Source organism: Streptomyces sp. NPDC006643 (assembly GCF_042870175.1).
Lineage (GTDB): Bacteria > Actinomycetota > Actinomycetes > Streptomycetales > Streptomycetaceae > Streptomyces.
Genome location: NZ_JBIAHA010000017.1, coordinates 121258 through 137513, shown reverse-complemented (window position 1 = coordinate 137513; position 16256 = coordinate 121258). Strand labels below are relative to the sequence as shown.

The window sequence follows — 16256 nt, the reverse complement described above, 5'->3', positions numbered from 1 at the left end:
CGAGGGCAGCCGGCCCGTACCCCTAGCTGGTTCCACGGCACCCCTCAGTACGTCGCGAGGGGCTTCGCGCCGGGCGCGCGGCCGGGTCGTGGCGAGCCGCGGCGGACCCGCGCGACCGGCGCGGGACGCGTCGGCATATCGGTGACCACCGCAGGCCATCCCGCTCTTGACAGGTTGTTCGCGGGACTTTAGGGGTTGCCCGCGACTGACCGCCGATGGCACGTTCAACCCCGAATAGAAGTAGCCGCCGAGTCGCCCCGAGCAGACGGTCCGCGGATTGAGTTGAGCTTCATTTGAGGTGGTGGCGGACGCGTTTCCCATGGCCCGGCTAGGGGTTGACGGCCGTCTCCGCCACTGACACATTCGAACGCCTAATAGCGGTCGGCGGTATTCACGAATTCAGGTCGGGCCGCCGGCCGGCAACCTGTCACACCGTTCGGAATACCGGGCCATGCGCGCGGTGCGCGACGGCATCCGAACGTCCTTTGTGGTCTCAGGCAGCCGACCGGCTGCCACACACGAGAAGGAAACCGATGCTGCGAATGATGCGGAGGTTGCTGATCGCTGTCGCGCACGGCGACGACGAGACCCTCGGCGCCGGCGGCACGATCGCGAAGCTGGCCGACGACGGCGTGCGGATCAGTCTGTGCGTGCTCACCAACGACGACGGCTCGCGGTCCGAGAACGGACTGAACGTGACCCCGCGCGCCTCCTCGATCGAGCGGGCCGCGAAGATCCTCGGAATCGAGCGGGTCACCATCCACACGTACGGCGACAACCGGCTGGACACCGTCGGCCACCTCGAGCTGAACCGGGTGTTCGAGCGCGAGGTCCGCGAGTTCGAGCCGGACGCGCTCTTCACCACGAGCATGAGCGACCTGAGTCTCGATCACCAGATCGTGAGCCGGGCGGCGCGGGTGGCCGGCCGGCCCGGCAAGGGGAGCGTGCGGGAGATCCGCTGCTTCGAGGTCCGCTCGGCGACCGACTGCGGGGAGGCGTCCGGGCTCCCGACGTTCCGGCCCAACTGCTGGCAGCCGCTGGACGCCTCGCACGTCGAGCGCAAGCTCGAAGCGCTGCGCGCGTACGGCAACGAGGTGGAGTCCTGGCCCAACCCCCGTAGCGAGCGCGGTGTGCGCGCGCTCGCCGAGTACCGCGGCTCACAGGTCACGACGGACTACGCCGAGGCCTTCGAACTGCTGAGGGCCGTCCTCTAGGTCCTGTCCGGCCCGAGGTAAGGCCACAGGTCAAGTCCCGGCCCGAGAGAAGGCCCTGGGGCCTGTCCGGCCCGCAGGACGGGCCCAAGTCAGTCCGGCGGTCGAGGACGAGCACCGGACCCGCGCCTGCTGTTCCTGGCGGAGCAGCCCAGGCCAACCAACGTGAGGTCGAGTGGATAATGCCGGAATCCCTGATCATCGAGAAGGCTTCGCCCAGCCCGGGAGAGCACACGTCCGTCGCGGTCGTCGGCATGGGATACGTCGGGCTGCCGACCGCCCTGGGACTGCACGCGGGCGGGGTCCATGTCGTGGGGATCGACCGCGACGCCGGCCGTCTGAGGGCCATCGAGTCCCAGGCCGTCGATCTGATCGAGTCCGATCATCGGCAGCTTGAGAGCTCGCTGGGCCGCGAGGGCTTCGAACTCACCACCGACGCGGACCGGATGGCCGACGCCGATGTCGTCATCGTCTGCGTCCCGACCCCCGTCGACCGCCATCTGCTGCCGGATCTCGGTCCGTTGCAGGGCGCCTGCGACGAGGTCGTGCGGTACGCGCGACCGGGCCAGACCCTGATCCTCACCTCCACCAGCTTCGTCGGGACCACCACCCGGATGCTTGTCGAGCCGCTGATCGACCGGGGCTTCACCATCGGGACGGACATCTATGTGGCGTCCAGTCCGGAGCGGATCGACCCGGGCAACGTCACCCACACCCAGCGCGACACACCGCGCGTGATCGGCGGCGTCACACCGGAGTGCGCCGCCAAGGCGACCCGTGTGATCGAGCTGCTGGCCTCGGTGACCCACCAGGTGGGCTCCCCCGAGGTCGCCGAGATGACCAAGCTGTACGAGAACACCTTCCGCGCCGTCAACATCGCGCTGGCGAACGAGTTCGCCGACATCTGCGCGGGCTTCTCGCTGGACCCGATCGAGGTCATCGAGGCGGCCAGGACCAAGCCGTACGGCTTCATGGCCTTCCACCCCGGTCCGGGCGTCGGCGGTCACTGCATTCCGTGCGATCCGCACTATCTGCTCTGGCAGTTGCGGGAGACCCGCACCACCGCCCCCCTGGTCAACCAGGCGATGAACGCGATCGCCGAGCGGCCGAAGGGGGTCGTCGACCGGATGCAGAGCGTGCTCTCCGACGCCGGCAAGGGCTTCGGCGGCAGCAACATCCTCATCGTCGGCGTCAGTTACAAGCCGGGTGTGCTCGACGTCCGTTCGTCGTCGGCGCTGGAGATCATCGACTCTCTCGCCCGGCGCGGCGCGAAGGTCGAGTACTTCGACCCGCTGGTCACCCGGATGACCCTGCCCAGCGGCGCCGGTATGGACAGCACCGTGGAACCGGCCGCCCAGGACTGGGATCTGGTGCTGATCCACACGGTGCAGCCCGGCCACGACTACTCCTGGATCGCGGACTGCCCGCTCGTGCTGGACGCGACCTACCGCTTCGACCCGACCACCGTCGGCGGGCCGGTGTGAACCCGGCCGGCCGTCTCCCGGAAAGGACCAGAACTTGCGCTGCCTGATCACGGGGGGCGCGGGCTTCATCGGCTCGCACCTCACCGAACACCTGCTCAGCCTCGGGCACGAGGTGGTCGTCCTCGATGACATCAGCACCGGCAGCGCGGACAATCTCGCCGCCTGGTCAGAGGAGCCCCGGCTCCGGCTCGTCCAGGGCTCGGTGTGCGACACCGCGACGGTGGAGAGCTGCATGGCCGGGGTGGACCGTATCTACCATCTGGCCGCCGCCGTCGGTGTGTTCACCATCATGGGCAAGACGCTGGAGAGCCTGCGCACCAATCTGGGCGGCACCGAGACCGTGCTGGAGGCGGCCCGCCGGCACGACGTGCCGATCCTGGTCGCCTCCACCAGCGAGGTGTACGGCAAGAACACCGCGAACGGGCTGACCGAGGACGCGGACCGGATCGTCGGCTCCCCGCTGAAGAACCGCTGGTCGTACGCCGAGGCGAAGGCCCTGGACGAGACGATGGCGTATCTCTACGGCGTCGAGTACGGCGTGAAGACGGTGATCGTCCGGCTGTTCAACACGGTGGGACCGCGTCAGAGCGGCCGTTACGGCATGGTCATCCCCCGTTTCGTGGCGCAGGCGCTCGCCGGTGAACCGGTCACCCTGTTCGGCGACGGGCAGCAGATCCGGTGCTTCTGCCATGTCCTGGACGTGATCCCCTCGCTCGTGGCGCTCCTGGAGGACGAGGGGGCGCACGGCACCGTGTACAACCTCGGCAGCTCCGAGCAGGTCAGCATGGCCGAGCTGGCGGCGAAGGTCATCGCGGCGACCGGCTCCACCAGCACCGTGGTGAAAATCCCCTACGAGCAGGCGTACGGCCCCGGCTTCGAGGACATGCAGCGCCGGATCCCCAACTGCGACAAGGCCCGTGACCGGATCGGCTTCCGGCCGAGCCGGACGCTGGACGACATCATTGAGTCCGTAATTGCCCAACAACGTGGCACCGAGTCGCAAATAGCGGGCAAAGAATAGGGGTTGGGCAAGGGTAGGAACAGCGAGCCCACAACGGCAGTCTGACGACTGTCGGTTGTGGGCTCGCTGAAAGGTTCTCGACACTCATGGCAACTGGTCAGAGCAGTCTTGTCGAATACTCCCTGCCCGATGGGCGAATGATCAACTGCACCAACCGGCTCACCGCGTCGGTGGTGTGCCAGGAGTTCACCGAAGGCGCCTACGCGGACTGCGTCTCCCGGCTCCGGCCGGGCGACACGGTGATCGACGTCGGCGCGCACGTGGGTCTGATCTCCCTGATGCTGGCGAAGGAGGTCGCCGATCTGCGGGTGATCGCGTGCGAGCCGGCCCCGCCGAGCTTCGAGTGTCTGACGAACAACTTCGCGCGGCACATCCCGCGGGGCACCCCGGTCAATGTGGCGGTCGGCTCCGAGTCGCGCGACGTGACGCTCACCTACTACCCGAACAGCGAGGTGATGTCGACGGTCTTCGTCGACGAGGACGACGACCGCCGGACCCTTGAGGCGGGGCTCACGAGCGCCGGGATCGACAGCCAGGCCGAGCGGGACGGCTTCATCTCGCTCTGCCGCTCCGACGCGATCGAGTTCCCGGTCCGCATGGTCACGCTGACGGAGCTGTTCGCCGAGCACGGGGTGGGCGACGTGGGTCTGTTGAAGGTCGACGTCGAGCGCGCCGAACTCGAAGTGCTGCGGGGCATCGACGACAAGTACTGGCCGTCCATCCGTATGGTCGCCGCCGAGGTCCACAACATCGACGGCCGGCTCGAAGCGACCGCCTCCCTGTTGAAGGAGAAGGGCTTCCAGCTGCACAACGCGGGCGAGGAGCTGTACGAGAGCACCAGCCTCCATATGATCACCGCGAGCCGTGTGGACTAGGCCCGCGCTCCGCCCCGAAGCCCCCGGCACACCTTGTGCCGGGGGCTCCTGTGTAAAAACTGGAAAAACTCCCGCGCGCCCCCACTAAGCGCCCCACGGAGTTCCGTGGGTCTGTACGCAGGGACATCGGGGGATATCTGCACCAACCGTCACAGCGAGCTATCCCAACCGCGCCCCAAAGCGCCACCAACACTCCGCGAACTCGATCACAAACGTCCACAGCCGCAGAAATTCTGATACCGTGGCAATGAACAATACACTACTCACAGGTCAGTCTATCTGGGGGGATAGATTAGCTATGATAACCGCCTGTAGTAATCAATTGCGCATAGCACCGGACTCCGCAAGGATCTTCTTGCGCAATCAGTTTGACCAGAGTTCGCCAGGAATAGGCCGCCTGGTAATGGTAAGCGGAGGGATCGCCAGCGGAAAGACCGCTCTCCAGAACGAACTGCTCGACTACGCGGCGAGTTCCGGTGCCCTTACCCTGAGTGCCACCGGCGCTCCTGACGAACAGCAAATCGGGGCAGCAGTCATAGACCAACTGCTGGCAAATTCTTCTTGTCCGATAGAGGTGCCCAGTCGCGGACACGCGATTCCCCGGGCCGCCGCCGCCGGCAAGAAGGACGACCGCACCACAAGGCTCAGCGATGACCAAGCCGAAGCTGCGTACGTACGGAACGTCTGCGACACAATCCTCGATCTGGCGCGTGCCCAGCCCATTGTCATCGGAGTGGACGATCTCCATTTCGCCGACGAAACCTCACTGAAACTGCTCCTGCAACTCCAGCGCCGTATCCGCTCGACAAAGCTGTTGATCCTGCTCAATCAGCCGGATTGGCAGCAGAGTCCGTTCACCCGACTCAGTACGTATTTCTCGCGACAGCCCCGGTATTTCTCGGTCCAGCTGACGCCCATGTCGGAACAAGCCATCGCCGGGCTCCTGGAGGATTCGCTGGACGGCGGCTTCGCCGACGAACTGCCGCTCCAGATCCGCACGCTCAGCGCCGGGAATCCGATGCTGGCGAACGCGCTGGTCGACGACTACCGCGAGGGTGACCGGAGCGGACAGGCGGTCGTGGGCAACGCCTACGCCCGTGCCGTGTACGCGTTCCTCGACCGCCCCGACACCCAGCTCCTCGAAGTGACGGCGGCGCTCGCGGTCCTCGGCGGCCACGGGGGCCCGGAGCAGATCGCCAAGCTCTCCGGCGTCCACCCGCAGGCCGTGACCACCCTGCTGGACGCGCTCGGCCACGCCGGGCTGCTCGTCGACGGCGGCTTCCGGCATCCGCGCGCCACCTCGGCGGTGCTCGACAGCCTCTCGCCCGCCGCCCGTTCACGTCTGCACGCGTCGGCCGCCGAGCTCAAACATCTACACGCGTCATCCGCGACCGACGTGGCGAAGCACCTGGTGGCGGCCGGCGAGAGACCGCCCGGCTGGTCGATCCCCGTACTGCGTCAGGCGGCCGACCAGGCCGTCGGCGCGAACGACGTCGAGTTCGCCACACAGGCTCTCGAACTGGCGCTGGCGGCCTCGGAGGACGTACGTGAACAGCTCTCCATCCGGCAGTCCATCGTCTGGAGCGGCTGGCGGGTGAACCCCTCCGCCGCGGCGTCGTACATACCGTCGCTGCGCGAGGCCGCCCATGCCGGGAACCTCGACCAGGACGGGTGCTTCGCGCTGATGCGGCACGCGCTGTGGAACGGGGACAAGAAGACCTTCATCCGGGCGCACGAGGTCCTGACCGGCTCTCCCGAGCCGGTGGACCCCCAGACGGAGGCGGAGCTGAACCTGGCGTACGAGTGGCACTTCGGCCCCGCGGCGGTCCGGCCGGACGAGGCCGGGCCCGGCATCCAGCCGCGGTCCGCGCCGTGGAACCAGACGGCGGGCACCCTCAAGCAGGCGTGGCGCAGGGGCGGCGACGACGCGACGAACGCGAGCGCGGAGCGCATCCTCCAGAACTGCCGCCTGAGCGACACCTCGTTGGAGGCGCTGGCCACGGCCATCACGGCGCTGACGCTCGGCGGCAAGAGCGAGAGCGCCGAACGGTGGTGCGCGCGATTCGCCCTGGAGGCGCGCCAGCGCTCCGCGGTGACCTGGCAGGCGGTGTTCGAGGCGCTCCGGGCCGGGATCATGCTCCAGCGCGGCGAGGTGACCGCCGCGTCCGAACGTGCCAAGGCGTCCCTCGCGCTGCTCGGTGAGGGCAACTGGGGGGTGTCGATCAGCCATCCGCTGGCGATCATGCTGTACGCGGACATCGCGGCCGGCGCCTTCGACGACGCGGCGAGGACGTTGCGGATTCCGGTCCCCGACGCGGCATTCGAGACGATGGGCGGGCTCCGATATCTGCGGGCGCGCGGCCATTTCCATCTGGCGACCAATCGGCCGCTCGCCGCGGTGAGCGACTTCCAGCGCTGCCAGCAGCTGATGCGTAAATGGGACTCGATCGCGGCCACACCCGTGCCCTGGCGAAGTGACCTCGCGGAGGCGAATCTTCAGCTCGGCAACATCGAGGTGGCACGCGATCTGGCGAAGCAGCAGATAAAGCTCTCGATGGATTCGGATCCATATGCCTGCGGGCTGGCACTGCGCGTACTCGCTTTCGCGAGCGGGCCCACCGAGGACTCGCGGCTTCTCGGCCGTGCCGCCAAGGCATTCCAGGATTCCGGGAATCAGCTGGAGTTGAACCGGACACTGAAGGCGATCGCCCGATTCCAGACGCTGGGACAGGAGAAACGACCGAGCGCCGTCCGGCCCGGTCAGATCCCGGAACAGAAAAGCCTGCCGGCGCGTCAGTCGCCCGCGCCCTCGAAAGCGCTCGACCACACCCGTACGGCCGATGCCGTCGTACCGGCGGGTACGTCGATGGCCCTGCGGGAACAACCGGAACCGAGCGACACGTCCGTTCTCAGCGAAGCGGAACTGCGCGTCGCCCAACTCGCCGTACGCGGATACACCAATCGCGAAATCAGCAGCCGGTTGTTCGTTACCGTGAGTACGGTCGAACAGCATCTGACCCGGGCCTACCGCAAACTGGGTATAAGGGGCCGCCGCGCCCTGGCCGACGAACTCCGCCAGCGCCACCCGTCGTTGCACGGCGACGAGCAGGAGTTCCGTCTCGGACTGAAGGTTCAGGCCAGTTGACCGGCCGGAAACGATCGGTGCGCGAGCAGTGGGAGCCAACTCACATTTGTACCAGCCAGTCAATCCCGGGCTGAAAGCAGAAAAGGGGATCCGGCCGGAGGGATGTTGCGAATTCCGGCCTTACCCAGGCATACGGCAGGGGCCCGGACATGAGTCACGTGTCCGGGCCCCTGGCCTTGTGATCCGGTGGCCTCGTGGCCGGTTCAGCCGCCTTCGCGGATCCAGTCGTCCAGCGCCGGCGCCTCGGCGCCGATGGTGGTCGAGTCGCCGTGCCCGGTCCTGACGACCGTGCCGGGCGGCAGCGTCAGCAGCCGCTCACGGATCGACTCGATGATGGTCGGGAAGTGCGAGAAGGACCGGCCGGTGGCGCCGGGCCCGCCCTGGAAGAGCGTGTCCCCCGTGAAGACGGTGACCAGTTCGGGTGCGTACAGACACACCGCGCCGGGCGCGTGGCCGGGCGTATGGAGCACCGTGAGGGTGGTGCCGGCCACCGACAGGCTCTGACCGTCGGTCAGTTGGCCGTCGGGCAGCCGGTCCGGGTGGGTCTGCTTCCACAGCGGCAGATCGTCCGGGTGCAGCAGGATCGGCGCGCCGGTGGCGGCGGCGAGCGCCGGGGCCGCGTCGATGTGGTCGTTGTGCGCGTGGGTGCAGACGACGGCGCGCAGCGTACGGCCGCCGAGCGCCGCCTCGATGGCCGTGGCGTCGTGGGCGGCGTCGATGACGATCACCTCGGTGTCGTCACCGACGATCCAGACGTTGTTGTCGACGTCCCAGGTGCCTCCGTCGAGCGAGAACGTGCCGGAGGTGACGAGGTGGTCGATCCGGGCGGCCATCAGAGCATCACGACCGAGCGCAGCACGTCGCCCTTGTGCATCCGGGCGAACGCCTGCTCCACGTCGCCGAGTCCGATGGTCTCGGTGACGAACGCGGCCAGGTCGATACGGCCCTGCTGGTGCAGGTCGATCAGCATCGGGAAGTCGCGGGACGGCAGACAGTCGCCGTACCAGGACGACTTGAGCGATCCGCCGCGTCCGAAGACGTCGAGCAGCGGCAGTTCGATCTTCATCTCCGGGGTGGGGACTCCGACCAGGACGACGGTGCCGGCCAGGTCCCGTGCGTAGAAAGCCTGGTTGTACGTCTCCGGGCGGCCGACCGCCTCGATGACGACATCGGCTCCGAAGCCCCCGGTCAGTTCACGGACCGCCTCGACGACGTCGGTGGTGCGGGAGTTGACGGTGTGGGTGGCGCCCATCGTCTTCGCCGTGGTGAGTTTGCGGTCGTCGATGTCGATGGCGATGATCCTGGCCGCGCCCGCGAGACGGGATCCGACGATCGCCGCGTCGCCGACGCCTCCGCAGCCGATGACGGCGACGGAGTCGCCCCGGCCGACGTTGCCGGTGTTGATCGCCGCGCCGATGCCCGCCATGACGCCGCAGCCCAGCAGCCCGGCGACGGCCGGGGCGACCGACGGGTCGACCTTGGTGCACTGTCCGGCGGCGACCAGGGTCTTCTCCGCGAAGGCGCCGATGCCCAGCGCCGGGGAGAGCTCCGTGCCGTCCGTCAGAGTCATCTTCTGGGTGGCGTTGTGGGTGTTGAAGCAGTACCAGGGCCTGCCCCGCAGACATGCCCGGCAACTGCCGCAGACGGCGCGCCAGTTGAGGATGACGAAGTCACCGGGGGCGACATCGGTGACCCCGGCGCCGACCGATTCGACGATGCCCGACGCCTCGTGGCCGAGGAGGAAGGGGTAGTCGTCGCTGATCCCGCCCTGCTTGTAGTGCAGATCGGTGTGGCAGACCCCGCACGCCTGGATCTTCACCACGGCCTCGCCGGCGCCGGGATCGGGGATCACGATCGTCTCGACCCGCACCGCCTCGTTCTTGCCGGGCGCCACGACGCCTCGCACCTGCTGCGACATGCCAGGACCTGCCTCTCCATCGAGTCCGAAGGGCCAAGTCTGACACCGCGCCGCGCCCTCGCGGTCCAGGGTCAGGGCGCGAGGACGTCGAGTTCCTGGAGGGCGCCGACGGCGATCTCCCGGGTCAGCTCCTCGGCGCGGGCCGCGTCCCGTTCCCGTACGGCTTCGGCGACCCGTACATGCAGGGTCACGGCCGCCGGGTCCGGGTCGTGGAACATCACCTCGTGCCGGGTACGGCCCGTCAGCACCTCCGCGACGACGTCCCCGAGCCGCGCGAACATCTCGTTGCCCGACGCGTCGAGAACCACCCGGTGGAAGGCGATGTCGTGGCGCAGATAGCCCTCCAGCTGGTGGCCGCGCGAGGTGGCGACCATCCCGAGCGCCTGCTCGGTGAGGGCGGCGCACTGTTCGGGCGTGGCGTGGAGGGCGGCGAGCCCGGCGGCGACCGGTTCGATCGCGGAGCGCAGCACGGTCAGCGAGCGCAGCTGGCGCGGCCGGTCGTTGCCGGCGAGCCGCCAGCGGATGACGCGCGGGTCGTAGACGTTCCACTCGCGGGCGGGCCGCACGGTCACCCCGACGCGGCGCCGTGACTGGACGAGGTGCATCGATTCGAGGACGCGGACCACTTCCCGTACGACGGTGCGCGAGACGTCGAAGCGCTGAGCGACCTCGTCGGTGCGCACGACGCCGCCTTCGGGGTACTCGCCCCCCGTGATGGCGAGGCCGAGGGTGTCGAGCACATGGGTATGCAGGCCCCGGCCTTCTGTGGTCATGACGGAAGCCTACGGGGCGGGCTCGGCGAAGAAAAAATATGACGTGTGGGTTACGACACCTTGAATACGTCGTACATATGGGTTTCAGTAGCGCGGAGGCAGCGGAGCACGTGAAGACAGCGAGGCATGAGATGAGCACCCCCCACGTCGTCGTGGTGATGGGCGTGGCAGGTACCGGCAAAACCACCGTCGGTCCCCTGCTTGCCGCCGCACTGGGCGTCCCGTACGCCGAGGGCGACGACTTCCATCCCCCGGCGAACATCGCCAAGATGTCCGCGGGCACCCCGCTGGACGACGACGACCGCTGGCCCTGGCTGGACGCGATCGGGCGCTGGGCGCACGGCCGGGCGGGTCTCGGCGGCGTGGTCAGCAGTTCGGCGCTCAAGCGCGCCTACCGGGACCGGCTGCGGGCGGCGGCGCCGGACGCCGTCTTCCTGCATCTCACCGGTGAACGGGCCCTGATCGAGCGGCGGATGGCCGACCGCAAGGGGCACTTCATGCCCACCGCCCTGCTGGATTCGCAGTTCGCCACGTTGCAGCCGCTGGGCGACGACGAGGCGGGCGTCACGGTCGACGTTTCGGGCACCCCCGAGGAGATCGCCGTACGGGGCGTCGCCGCGCTCACGGCGCTCGACCGCCCCCACAAACCAGGAGCCGAGCCCGAACCCGCCTGACAGCAGGGCCGGTCCACTCCCCGAAGACCCGACTTCCCCCATCTCCCCGATCACTTAAGGAAATCCCCGTGACCAGTCTCAGTGTCGAGACGCTGGCAGCGGACGCCGTAGAACCGATCACCTCGGCCGGCAACACGCAGCTGGGCATCGCCGTTCTCGCCGGTATTGCCGTCATCGTCCTGCTCATCACCAAGTTCAAGCTGCACGCCTTCCTCGCCCTGACCATCGGCACGCTGGCGCTCGGCGCCTTCGCCGGCGCGTCGCTGGGCGACACGATCACCAGCTTCTCCGCCGGTCTCGGCTCCACCGTCGCGGGTGTCGGTGTGCTGATCGCGCTCGGCGCGATACTCGGCAAGCTGCTCGCGGACTCGGGCGGCGCCGACCAGATAGTCGACACGATCCTCAGCCGGGCGAGCGGCCGGGCCATGCCCTGGGCGATGGTCCTCATCGCCTCGGTGATCGGGCTGCCGCTCTTCTTCGAGGTCGGCATCGTGCTGCTGATCCCGGTCGTGCTGCTGGTCGCCAAGCGCGGCAACTTCTCCCTGATGCGGATCGGTATCCCGGCCCTGGCGGGTCTCTCCGTCATGCACGGGCTGATACCGCCGCACCCCGGCCCGCTCGTCGCGATCGACGCCATCGGCGCCGACCTCGGTGTCACGCTGGCGCTGGGCCTGGTCATCTCCATACCCACGGTGATCATCGCGGGTCCGCTGTTCTCCCGCTACGCCGCGCGCTGGGTGGACATCCAGCCGCCCGAGCGGATGCTCCAGACGCTGGAGAAGCGTCCGTCGGAGGAGACCGAGAAGCGTCCGAGCTTCGGCGCCACGGTCGCGACCGTCCTGCTGCCGGTCGTCCTGATGCTGGTCAAGGCACTGGTCGACATCGTCGTGGACGACCCGGAGAACCAGGTCCAGAAGGTCGCCGACGTCGTCGGCTCCCCGCTGATCGCGCTCCTCGCCGCCGTACTCGTCGGCATGTTCACCCTGGGGCGCGCCGCCGGATTCACCAAGGACCGGCTCGCCTCGACCGTAGAGAAGTCCTTCGGGCCCATCGCGGGCGTGCTGCTGATCGTCGCCGCGGGCGGCGGTTTCAAGCAGACCCTGATCGACGCGGGCGTCGGACAGATGATCCTCGACTTCTCCGAGGACTGGTCGATCCCCGCGCTGCTGCTGGGCTGGCTGATCGCGGTGGCGATCCGGCTGGCGACCGGTTCGGCGACCGTCGCGACGATCTCCGCCGCCGGGCTCGCGGCGCCGCTCGCCGCCGACATGTCGACCTCGCACGCCGCGCTGCTGGTGCTCGCCATCGGCGCCGGTTCGCTCTTCTTCAGCCATGTCAACGACGCCGGATTCTGGCTGGTGAAGGAGTACTTCGGGATGGACGTCGGCCAGACGATCAAGACCTGGTCGGTGATGGAGACGATCATCTCCGTCGTCGGTCTCGGCTTTGTGATGCTGCTCTCGCTGATCGTCTAGCGCGGTCCCGAAGCGGCGTCCCCCGCCTGGGCGGGGCGGGTCACTCCTCTTCCTTCCACAGAGGGTGCTCCCGCTCCGCCCACGGCCGTTCCACCGACCCGGTCCGCATACCGCGCCGGGCCTCCGGGTCGGCGAACGCCATCCCGATGTGCCCGACGAGCACCAGGCCCACGGCCAGCGACAGCCAGTCGTGCACGAACGTCGCGCTCGTGCGCCACACCAGCGGCGTCAGCCAGGTGAACCACATCAGCAGACCCGTCGCGAGCATGACCAGCACCGCTCCGGCGATCCAGCCGCCGTACAGCTTCTGCCCCGCGTTGAACTTGCCCGCCGGCCGCGACTCCGGCCGGAAGTCGCGCCGCCGTACCGCCCGCAGCCACTCCTTGTCGTGCGGCGCGAAGCGGTTCAGCCGCCGCAGATCGGCGCGGAACGCCGGGGACGCCAGCCCCACCAGGAACGGCGCGGGCAGCAGCAGCCCGGACCACTCGTGCAGGGTGACCACCAGATGACGCCGGCCGACGAGTTCGGCCAGCTGCGGTACGTACAGACAGGCCGCCGTCGCCACGCACACCAGCATCAGGACGCCGGTCGCGCGGTGGACCAGCCGCTCGGCCCGGCTGAACCGCCGGCGCAGGCGCGGACGCGCCGCGTCCCTCGCGTCGGCCGGCCGGTCAGACGGTCGGGGTGTCGGTGCGGCCGTTGGACCGCCCGACCCAGGCGTCGACGTCATAGCCGCGCTCCTCCCAGTAACCGGGCCGGACGTCGGAGGTGACGGAGATCCCGGAGAGCCATTTCGCCGATTTGTAGAAGTACATGGGCGCCACGTAGAGCCGGACCGGACCGCCGTGCGCGTGCTCGACCGGCTTGTCGCGCATCCTCAGCGCCACCAGTACGTCGGGCCGCCTGGCCTGTTCCATGGTCAGGCTCTCGCTGTACGTGCCGTCGAAGCAGGTGAAGCGCACGGCCCCGGCGTCGGGCCGTACCCCCGCCGCGTCCAGGATCCGGGACAGCCGTACTCCCTCGAACGGTGTTTCCGGCACCCGCCAGCCGGTGACGCACTGGACGTCACGGACCATCCGGGTCTGCGGCAGCTTCCGCAGGGCGTCGAGCGTGTACGTGGCGGGCCGGTCGACCAGCCCGTCCACCGTCAGCCGGTAGTTCCCGGCGTCCTTGCGGGGTACGGAGGCGGCCACCGAGTAGTAGCGGAACCCGCCCCCGTTGGGCAGCAGCCCGGTCAGCCCCGTCGGGTCGCTGTCGGACACCGCGCCGAGGAAGGATTCCAGCCCGCGCTGGAGATACGGCGCGGTGACGACCCCGGCCGCGCCGAGGCCGAGCATGGAGAGCACCAGGCGCCGCCCGACGGGCGTGCCCTGGGGGCCGGTGTCTTCGGTGGTCATCTCTCGATTCGAACACCACCGGGGCCCGGAAGCCAGGGCCGACGGACCTCCGTCATGGTTTCGTCAGGCATGGATCCGCCGGGACCGGCAGACTGGCGCCCATGGAGACGCCCCAGGAGAACAGCGACGCGCCCCGCGAGGCCCTGCCCCCGTTCCTGCTCGCCTTCCCCGGGCCGCTGCGCGATCAGCTCGTCGCGGCCGTCCTGTCCGGGGAGAAGGTCTCTACGACGGGCCTGCTCGCCGAGTACGAGGCGGAGAAGGAGGAGCTGCCGCCGGTCGGCGAGCGCTCGGCGCTGATCGACTCGGACGGCCGCGAGATCGCCGTCGTCGAGCTGACGGAGGTACGGGTGCTGCCGCTGGGCCAGGTCGACCTCCAGCACGCGCTGGACGAGGGCGAGGGGTACGACTCGGTGGAGTCCTGGCGCGCGGGCCACGAGGCGTTCTGGCACAGCGACGAGATGCGCGAGGCCCTGGGCGACCCGTCGTTCACGGTGCACGACGGGACGCTGGTGGTGGCGGAACGTTTCCGGGTGGTCGAGCGCCTCTAGGACGGGTCAGGCCACCGCCCGCGCCGCCGCCCGCCCGGCCGCGCGGCCGGAGAAGACGCAGCCGCCGAGGAACGTCCCCTCCAGCGAGCGGTACCCGTGCATCCCGCCGCCGCCGAACCCGGCCGCCTCCCCCGCCGCGTACACCCCGGCCAGCGGCGTGCCGTCCTCCCGCAGCACGCGCGACGACAGGTCGGTCTGAAGCCCGCCGAGCGACTTGCGGGTCAGGATGTGCAGCCGTACGGCGATCAGCGGACCGGCCTTGGGGTCGAGGATGCGGTGCGGCGCCACCGTACGGATCAGCTTGTCGCCCAGAAAGGCGCGCGCCCCGCGCACGGCCGTCAGCTGGAGGTCCTTGGTGAACGGGTTCGCGACCTCCCGGTCGCGCGCGGTGATCTCCCGGCGCAGCTCCGCCTCGTCGATCAGCGGCTGCTCGGTGAGCGCGTTCATACCGCGTACGAGGGAGGCGAGGTCCTTCTCCACGACGAAGTCCGCGCCGTTGTCCATGAACGCCTTCACCGGCCCCGGCACGTCCTGCCGCGCGCGGTTGATCACGTCGCGGACGGACTTGCCCGTCAGGTCGGGGTTCTGCTCGGAGCCCGAGAGGGCGAACTCCTTGCCGATGACGCGCTGGTTGAGGACGAACCAGGTGTGGTCGTGGCCGGAGTGCATGATGTGGTCGAGCGTCCCGAGCGTGTCGAAGCCGGGGAAGAGCGGCACCGGCAGCCGCCGCCCGCGCGCGTCGAGCCAGAGCGACGAGGGGCCGGGCAGGATCCGGATGCCGTGCCTGGCCCAGATCGGGTTCCAGTTCTCGATGCCCTCCGTGTAGTGCCACATCCGGTCCCGGTTGATGTGGTGGGCGCCGGCCCGCTCGGTGATGCCGAGCATCAGTCCGTCGACATGGGCGGGCACGCCGGAGAGCATCTTCTCGGGCGGGGTCCCGAGGCGGTCGGGCCACTGGGCGCGTACGAGGTCGTGGTTGCCGCCGATCCCGCCGGACGTCACGATAACGGCCTGTGCCCGGAGCGCGAACTCGCCCGTCGTGACACGGCTGCTGGCCGTGCCGCGTTCGGCGTCGCTCGGCTCCAGCACCTCGCCGGTCACGGTGTCGACCACGCCCGCGGTGGCGCCGAGCCCGGTGACCCGGTGCCGGAAGCGGAACGTCACCAGCCCCTTGGCGACGCCTTCGCGCACCTTCCGTTCGAACGGCTCGACGACGCCGGGTCCCGTCCCCCAGGTGATGTGGAAGCGCGGCACCGAGTTGCCGTGCCCGCGCGCGCCGTAGCCGCCGCGCTCGGCCCAGCCGACGACCGGGAAGAACCGCACCCCCCGCTCCCGCAGCCAGGACCGCTTCTCCCCGGCGGCGAAGTCCACGTACGCCTCGGCCCACTTGCGCGGCCAGTGGTCCTCCGCGCGGTCGAAGCCGGCCGTGCCGAGCCAGTCCTGGAGCGCGAGATCACGGCTGTCCCTGACGCGCAGCCGTCGCTGCTCGGGCGAGTCCACGAGGAACATCCCGCCGAAGGACCAGTGCGCCTGTCCGCCGATGGACGCCTCGGGTTCCTGGTCGAGCAGGATCACCGAGCGCCCGGCGTCCACGAGTTCGGCGGTGGCGACAAGACCGGCCAGTCCCGCGCCGATCACGATCACGTCGGCGTCGTACGCCATGGGTTCCCACCTTCTCGGGGCGACTGAGGTGGTCCGATCTTCCGTACGGGCCGGTAACGAGTCAACCGGCCGT

Annotated in this window: 14 protein-coding genes; 8 read left to right on the top strand and 6 right to left on the bottom strand. The window is 69.2% G+C overall.

Translation table 11 applies throughout. The annotated features are described in order from the left end of the window. The first annotated feature begins 533 nt into the window (after positions 1–533). The 5 genes from ACFYNU_RS23470 to ACFYNU_RS23450 all read left to right on the top strand — a co-directional run bounded on the left by ACFYNU_RS23470 (position 534) and on the right by ACFYNU_RS23450 (position 7736). A complete protein-coding gene (locus ACFYNU_RS23470) occupies positions 534–1214 on the top strand; it encodes a PIG-L family deacetylase (protein WP_356588494.1) in 681 nt (226 codons plus the stop codon). A 179-nt stretch (positions 1215–1393) separates the two neighbouring features. Further along, positions 1394–2695, top strand: a complete 1302-nt coding sequence (locus ACFYNU_RS23465; protein ID WP_356588492.1) for a nucleotide sugar dehydrogenase — start codon at positions 1394–1396, stop codon at positions 2693–2695. A gap of 34 nt (positions 2696–2729) precedes the next feature. Further along, complete coding sequence (locus tag ACFYNU_RS23460) at positions 2730–3716, top strand: NAD-dependent epimerase/dehydratase family protein (RefSeq protein ID WP_356588490.1); 987 nt, start codon at positions 2730–2732, stop codon at positions 3714–3716. 86 nt (positions 3717–3802) lie between these two features. Further along, a complete protein-coding gene (locus tag ACFYNU_RS23455; RefSeq protein ID WP_356588488.1) occupies positions 3803–4591 on the top strand; it encodes an FkbM family methyltransferase in 789 nt (262 codons plus the stop codon). A gap of 298 nt (positions 4592–4889) precedes the next feature. Continuing rightward, a complete protein-coding gene (locus tag ACFYNU_RS23450) occupies positions 4890–7736 on the top strand; it encodes an AAA family ATPase (protein ID WP_356588486.1) in 2847 nt (948 codons plus the stop codon). A 203-nt stretch (positions 7737–7939) separates the two neighbouring features. On the opposite strand, the gene ACFYNU_RS23445 is transcribed toward ACFYNU_RS23450, so the two are convergent. From ACFYNU_RS23445 to ACFYNU_RS23435, 3 genes are all read right to left on the bottom strand, one after another. Then, positions 7940–8569, bottom strand: coding sequence for an MBL fold metallo-hydrolase (locus ACFYNU_RS23445; RefSeq protein WP_356588484.1), 630 nt, complete (start codon positions 8567–8569; stop codon positions 7940–7942). Then, positions 8569–9654 carry an S-(hydroxymethyl)mycothiol dehydrogenase gene (locus tag ACFYNU_RS23440; protein ID WP_356588482.1) on the bottom strand — a complete coding sequence of 362 codons (1086 nt, stop codon included), beginning with the start codon at positions 9652–9654 and terminating at the stop codon, positions 8569–8571. The genes ACFYNU_RS23445 and ACFYNU_RS23440 overlap by 1 nt, the downstream gene beginning before the upstream one ends. A gap of 71 nt (positions 9655–9725) precedes the next feature. Beyond that, a complete protein-coding gene (locus tag ACFYNU_RS23435; RefSeq protein ID WP_356588480.1) occupies positions 9726–10427 on the bottom strand; it encodes an FCD domain-containing protein in 702 nt (233 codons plus the stop codon). Positions 10428–10558: 131 nt separating this feature from the next. On the opposite strand from ACFYNU_RS23435, the gene ACFYNU_RS23430 reads away from it, so the two are divergent. Next, a complete protein-coding gene (locus ACFYNU_RS23430) occupies positions 10559–11101 on the top strand; it encodes a gluconokinase (RefSeq protein WP_356588478.1) in 543 nt (180 codons plus the stop codon). Positions 11102–11169: 68 nt separating this feature from the next. Continuing rightward, a complete protein-coding gene (locus ACFYNU_RS23425; RefSeq protein ID WP_356588476.1) occupies positions 11170–12576 on the top strand; it encodes a gluconate:H+ symporter in 1407 nt (468 codons plus the stop codon). A gap of 40 nt (positions 12577–12616) precedes the next feature. Here ACFYNU_RS23425 and ACFYNU_RS23420 read toward each other — a convergent pair whose 3' ends face one another. Then, a complete protein-coding gene (locus tag ACFYNU_RS23420; protein ID WP_356588474.1) occupies positions 12617–13306 on the bottom strand; it encodes a cytochrome b/b6 domain-containing protein in 690 nt (229 codons plus the stop codon). Then, positions 13248–13973, bottom strand: coding sequence for a molybdopterin-dependent oxidoreductase (locus ACFYNU_RS23415; protein ID WP_356588472.1), 726 nt, complete (start codon positions 13971–13973; stop codon positions 13248–13250). The genes ACFYNU_RS23420 and ACFYNU_RS23415 overlap by 59 nt, the downstream gene beginning before the upstream one ends. A gap of 101 nt (positions 13974–14074) precedes the next feature. On the opposite strand from ACFYNU_RS23415, the gene ACFYNU_RS23410 reads away from it, so the two are divergent. Next, complete coding sequence (locus ACFYNU_RS23410) at positions 14075–14521, top strand: ASCH domain-containing protein (RefSeq protein WP_356588470.1); 447 nt, start codon at positions 14075–14077, stop codon at positions 14519–14521. Between the two features lie 6 nt (positions 14522–14527). Here the strand turns inward: ACFYNU_RS23410 and ACFYNU_RS23405 are convergent, their stop codons facing one another. Beyond that, positions 14528–16183: an FAD-binding dehydrogenase gene (locus tag ACFYNU_RS23405; protein ID WP_356588468.1), complete on the bottom strand. Its 1656-nt coding sequence runs from the start codon at positions 16181–16183 to the stop codon at positions 14528–14530. Between the last annotated feature and the right edge of the window lie 73 nt (positions 16184–16256).

Bases quoted from the DNA above. Each gene is read 5' to 3' on its own strand.
- ACFYNU_RS23435 (WP_356588480.1), bottom strand. From the start codon at position 10,427: ATGACCACAGAAGGCCGGGGCCTGCATACCCATGTGCTCGACACCCTC.
- ACFYNU_RS23420 (WP_356588474.1), bottom strand. From the start codon at position 13,306: ATGACGTCGACGCCTGGGTCGGGCGGTCCAACGGCCGCACCGACACCC.
- ACFYNU_RS23445 (WP_356588484.1), bottom strand. From the start codon at position 8,569: ATGGCCGCCCGGATCGACCACCTCGTCACCTCCGGCACGTTCTCGCTC.
- ACFYNU_RS23470 (WP_356588494.1), top strand. From the start codon at position 534: ATGCTGCGAATGATGCGGAGGTTGCTGATCGCTGTCGCGCACGGCGAC.
- ACFYNU_RS23405 (WP_356588468.1), bottom strand. From the start codon at position 16,183: ATGGCGTACGACGCCGACGTGATCGTGATCGGCGCGGGACTGGCCGGT.
- ACFYNU_RS23455 (WP_356588488.1), top strand. From the start codon at position 3,803: ATGGCAACTGGTCAGAGCAGTCTTGTCGAATACTCCCTGCCCGATGGG.
- ACFYNU_RS23415 (WP_356588472.1), bottom strand. From the start codon at position 13,973: ATGACCACCGAAGACACCGGCCCCCAGGGCACGCCCGTCGGGCGGCGC.
- ACFYNU_RS23450 (WP_356588486.1), top strand. From the start codon at position 4,890: ATGATAACCGCCTGTAGTAATCAATTGCGCATAGCACCGGACTCCGCA.
- ACFYNU_RS23430 (WP_356588478.1), top strand. From the start codon at position 10,559: ATGAGCACCCCCCACGTCGTCGTGGTGATGGGCGTGGCAGGTACCGGC.
- ACFYNU_RS23410 (WP_356588470.1), top strand. From the start codon at position 14,075: ATGGAGACGCCCCAGGAGAACAGCGACGCGCCCCGCGAGGCCCTGCCC.
- ACFYNU_RS23440 (WP_356588482.1), bottom strand. From the start codon at position 9,654: ATGTCGCAGCAGGTGCGAGGCGTCGTGGCGCCCGGCAAGAACGAGGCG.
- ACFYNU_RS23465 (WP_356588492.1), top strand. From the start codon at position 1,394: ATGCCGGAATCCCTGATCATCGAGAAGGCTTCGCCCAGCCCGGGAGAG.